Consider the following 4910-nt stretch of genomic DNA (forward strand, 5'->3'; position numbering starts at 1 on the left):
GGAGTCCAGTATACGCGTTCCTTGACCGTAAAACGAGGTATAATGCGAAGACAACGTAAAGACCCGATTGTAATTATACGTGTAGAAATGGTCATAAACGCTTGCTTGCCAAAACCAACTCATATCGAAAATCGCCTGATCGGCCACAGTTAGGGAGACCTCGGCCTGTCGCGGCATACCGTCCGGTCCGAGAACGCGTATATGGATGTTACCCGGTTCGCCAGGCCGAAAGGATTCTTTATCGATGGTTACCATAACGTCAAGTTCACGGTCGGATTTCACTGGCACATCCAATGTTTCATTATAAAAACTGCCGCCGGAGAACGCGGTGACCGAGACGAAGCAACCCAAAGCGTGGGCCGATTCGACAGGAAAAACCACTACAGTCGGTCCTTCGATCCTCTTGACTGCATGGTGGTGGATAGACCGGCCTTCAACTGTAAAAAGGAAATGAAACGGGCCTGATCCAATCGGGGGGGTGATCAGGACCCGCGCGTTCTCGCCTGTCCGGTATTCAGTTTTATCCAGCTTCATCTCCACACCCAGGGTCGGGATATACAACCCCGCCCCGACCACGTAAAACCGGCGGGCGGAACGGATCCGATTGCCAGATGCATCCTGGCTCATGATTTCTAAAAGATAATACCCGCTCGTCTCAAGGGTAATAGCAATCGTATCCTGTCCTTCCGAAAGGGAAAAAGTGAAAAACCGCTTCAATTGCTCATCGTATTCCTGGGTTTCTGAATTCCAGGTCAATTCTTTCACCGAGGCAAACACCTTGCCTACCAAGATCAGTCGATTCCGGGCATCGCGGGCGCTCACCGTCCAGCGGAACGCCGTTCCAGCTTCTCCAAAATACCGTTCCGGTTCAAGAATCAGGGAATAATCACCCGGCAACACTTTGACCTCCACTGTTTTTTCCACAACCCGGTATGCTGGATCAAAAACCTGGGCGGTTACCTCGTAGCGATAGGCATTGTCATCGACCTCCGGAGTGATCTGAATCACCGCCTGTCCTTGTTCGTCGAGTTCGCCTTCCTTTTCGAGAACCATTTCACCCCGGGAGGGCATCCCCCACGTGTGCAGGGGATAGCGCAACACCCGGTAACGGTACCAGGCTGGGGTCATCGGCTCACCGGAATAATACACCGCCCTGAGGTTGAACAGCATCTTTTCCCGGTTGGCATAGACCAACTGCTCGGTGGTTAAGTTAATTTCGAACGCCGGTTTCTCGTAGTTCTCTATGCCCACGTAATGGTAAAAGGAACTGCCCCGCCAGATCATTTCCAGCAAATAACCGCCCTCGTGCAGCGCCTTCGGCAGATCAAACGCGGCTGAGACGGCTCCAAACTCGTTCGATCGCAGTTCCAGACGGCCGTACTCGTTATCCAAATAGTCGGTCAGGCGAACGATTACTGTCTCCCCCGCCGGCGGTGTAAGATATCCACTAACGGCAACCGTGCGAAGAATACCCCGGAAAAAAACCCGTTGTCCCGGTCGATAAAGTGGTCTTTCCGAATAGAGAAAAGCCTCGATTTCCTCATTGTCTCCCCTATATAAGGGCCAGAACGAAAGAAAGGCATACCGTCCGTCTTCTCCGGCAATCACCGCCGCCTCGTTCTCGACTTGTAAGTCTGCCATCCAGGTACCCGAGAGGTCGGATACACCCTCGGCGACGACCTCATCTCCAACAATGACCTGAATGGGTACACCGGCCTGCGGGTTTCCGGTCGACGGATCCTGGAGGAAGAAGAGGCTCCGGTCCGATTCCTGTTTCATGGACAGGGCAAGACGGCTCACGCTGAAAAGAACCCGGGCTTCCCGGCCTCCTCCGCTAACAGTTAAAAGATACAGTCCTTCCTGGAGGGCACCGATCTGATAAGAGGTGTAAGCGTAGCGGGAATCGGGCGAATAACGGATCTCTTCATCCCAGGATTTCAGCCATTCCGTCCCGCGCCGATAATCGGCGGGACTGACTTCAATAAGGCGAGGGGTCAAAGGTCCAGTAATTCCGAGGAGGTCGCGTAAGAAGACTTTCGTCCCGTCGGGGAGCAGGCGGGAAGCGAGTATCCGTAACGATTGGAAAAAACCGTATTTGAGGTTTTGCCAGTGTTCCCGTTGTTCAAGCGGTCGGTCGGGTCGCCAGGTTCCCACATCGAAAAAATGTTCCTTACGACTCTTTTTGATATACTCAGCCGGTTCCTGTATCCGGGACAGCACGAATTGCACCCGTGGGATTTCACTGACCGAAAGTCTAGCTTCAACCGTCTCTCCGGGATAGACTTGCGCGGGCACACTCAACCAGAGAAAAACATCCTCCGCCGACGAACCAGCGGACATTCCCGCCACCAGAAAAACCGTAAAGAACAGACTGAGGAAAATCCGGCGATGCATCACGGTGTCCCCTCCCTGCAAATAAAAACGGGGTGATCAGTTATGGATAATAGGTAGGAGGGTGAGAATCTTCGCACGCTCCGGACCATTCTTATTTTTCATATGCAATATCGTTGGCCATGCCGACTGGTCGAATCCACTCTAAACCCTCAACAGCTTTTTCACGCTCGGCGCCGTTGGGCGCTGCATAAAGGTTAGCTTCTCAATGGAGAATCTTCCATCGGTAGAATCCTAAAAAAGCGGGGTTGTCCACAACTGGTCTCCAACGTGGATCAGGATGTTTACGGAGCTCATATAAGGAGGCTTCGATCAGTTGTCCTTCTCCACCTTCTACCGGTCCGGTATGGTAGATCACCGATCCTTTTCCCGTATAGATCATAACATGATAAGGAAACTCAAAAAAGAGCGGTTGGTAAAAAAAAAGGAGGTCGCCGCTTTGGGCCGACTCCTCCCGCCTCCCGATCGGTAAGGCATTGTATGAGAACAAATAGAACGCAGAGGCGAAAGCAGAAAAATCAATACCGGCTGTTCCCGGCGCAAATTTACCGGGACGGATTCGGAACAGTCGGTCTCCCAACACCGGAATCCGGGGATAGCGGAACGCCTGGACCTCCTCCGACCCGGCAAGCGGCCCACCGAATCGAGCGTGCCATTCCCGGTCATGACGCTTCAGGGCTTCCCGGTAAGCAAACCTTACCAATCCGGAACAATCTTTATTCTTCCACAAAGAACTTTCCACAACCAATTGGGAACGGGCGATAGCGACAAACCGCTCCCGGAAAAGACGACGATCCGATTCCGTGTTCAGTTTAGCCACATCGGGAAATCCGTCCTCATCGCGATCCCGATAGTCCGGCCGAACTTCGTAATCGATCCAGGTAACCGCGGGAAAGGAGCGAACCTCTATTCTTCCCCGACCTTCCAGAAAACGTGGCTCAACCGTTATCGTCAAATCCAGCGTGGAAACCCGGATCACCTCCGGGTCGGAAGGAAGTACTGTGACGCCGCGGAAAAGCGGAGCGGAATCCCACACCGTGCGGAGAAACAGCGGTACTGTCCAGTCGGTTCCTCCGGCCTCCAGGATAACTCGTTCCGGGAGATCGATTCGCCAGGGCAGGGCAAAACTCAAAAAGACAAGTAGGCCGCAAACCCCGGAAACCAGACTTTTCCACATCAGCCTCCCCCCAAAAAACGCAAAGCAAGCAAGGAGTATATCCGGCTGGCGGCAACCACCTGGGTAATCGAAACATATTCATTCGCCCCATGCGCTTCCTCTATCCGACCGGGCCCGAAAATAAGAGTCGGGATCCCGACTCCGAAGAGGTACGACGCTTCGCAGGAAGCGGGAAAGGGAGCAAATATAGGCATTTCTCCGGGCACATCGGAGATGGAACGGGCCAGGATATCGATCTCTTTCATATTCCTGGGAATTTTCACCGGCGGCAGGTGGGGAATGGACTGCTCAAGGTCAAAAGTGAATCCTTTCGGTCGATTCAGAATAGCGGTTCCCAAAATTTTTCTGAGATCTTCTGTCAGTCGATCCAAGCTATAATCCGGGAGTGTTCGGGCATCGATTTCGAAGTGGCACAGCTCCGGCACAACATTGGCCGATACCCCCCCCTGCATCCGCCCAACATTCAGGGAAGGGTGTCCCAGATCCGGATCCGCGAATTTTCGCAACTCACCATTCAGCGACTCGATGAGCCGGATCATATCCGCAGCCATGCAAATGGCGTTGCTTCCCTGTTCGGCCATGCCGGCATGGGCCGCTTTCCCTTTCACCTTGACCCGAAACCCGGCAACTCCCCGGTGACCCAAACTGATATTCAGGTCGGTCGGCTCTCCCACAACCGCAAAATCGACCGGTTCTCCACTTTCCTGATAGGAAGCGATCCAGGTTTTCATACCCGCGTTATCCCGTTCCTCATCGACCACGAAGAGCAATTTCAGGCGGCCATAGAGAGAATGAGAAAAAAGGGAGACCATACGGGCGGCATAGACCATAGCCCCCAAGGCCCCTTTCATATCGCAAGCACCACGCCCGAAGAGATGATTATCGAGAATCTGACCGCCCAATGGAGGATTACGCCAGCCGCTGCCCAGAGGAGTCGTGTCCAGGTGTCCATTCAAGAGCAGTGTCGGCCCTTCCCCAAGCGCTCCCTGAATTTCAGCCAGCAGATTGGCCCGTCCATCCTCGACCTCCTGCCAGGTAACCCGAACTTGGTGATCGATGAAATAGTTGGCGATAAACCGGGCAATTTCATGTTCGCCTTTTGAGCCGGAAACACTGGCAATCCGTATCAAACTTTGCGCCACATTGATCGGCTCAAATAAGTCGAATTCGCCGTCAAGAAGAGCCTTCCAGTCCGCCATGGCTCAATATCCCTTCACCCTTTCATCGCCCGGCCGCCCCTCTTTTGCAAATCAATCTTTTCCCGGCAGAACGGGCATTCTTCCGGTTGGTACGTTGGGACTTTCATCCGCAGAAGAGGATGGAATGGATAACGAAAAACCAC

The 4910-nt window shown here is 53.4% G+C and carries 3 protein-coding genes; all 3 read right to left on the reverse strand.

Annotated elements, in window-relative coordinates; genetic code table 11:
- The coding region (locus tag VLH40_03280) for an MG2 domain-containing protein (protein HSV31031.1) at positions 1–2394 on the reverse strand (2394 nt) is incomplete at its 3' end.
- Positions 2395–2596: 202 nt separating this feature from the next.
- Complete coding sequence (locus VLH40_03285; GenBank protein HSV31032.1) at positions 2597–3568, reverse strand: DUF1175 family protein; 972 nt, start codon at positions 3566–3568, stop codon at positions 2597–2599.
- Positions 3568–4767 (reverse strand): M20 family metallopeptidase, encoded by a 1200-nt coding sequence (locus tag VLH40_03290; protein HSV31033.1) that lies wholly within the window; start codon positions 4765–4767, stop codon positions 3568–3570. The genes VLH40_03285 and VLH40_03290 overlap by 1 nt, the downstream gene beginning before the upstream one ends.
- Positions 4768–4910: the final 143 nt, after the last annotated feature.

The organism is Atribacteraceae bacterium, from assembly GCA_035477455.1.
Classification (GTDB): domain Bacteria; phylum Atribacterota; class Atribacteria; order Atribacterales; family Atribacteraceae; genus DATIKP01.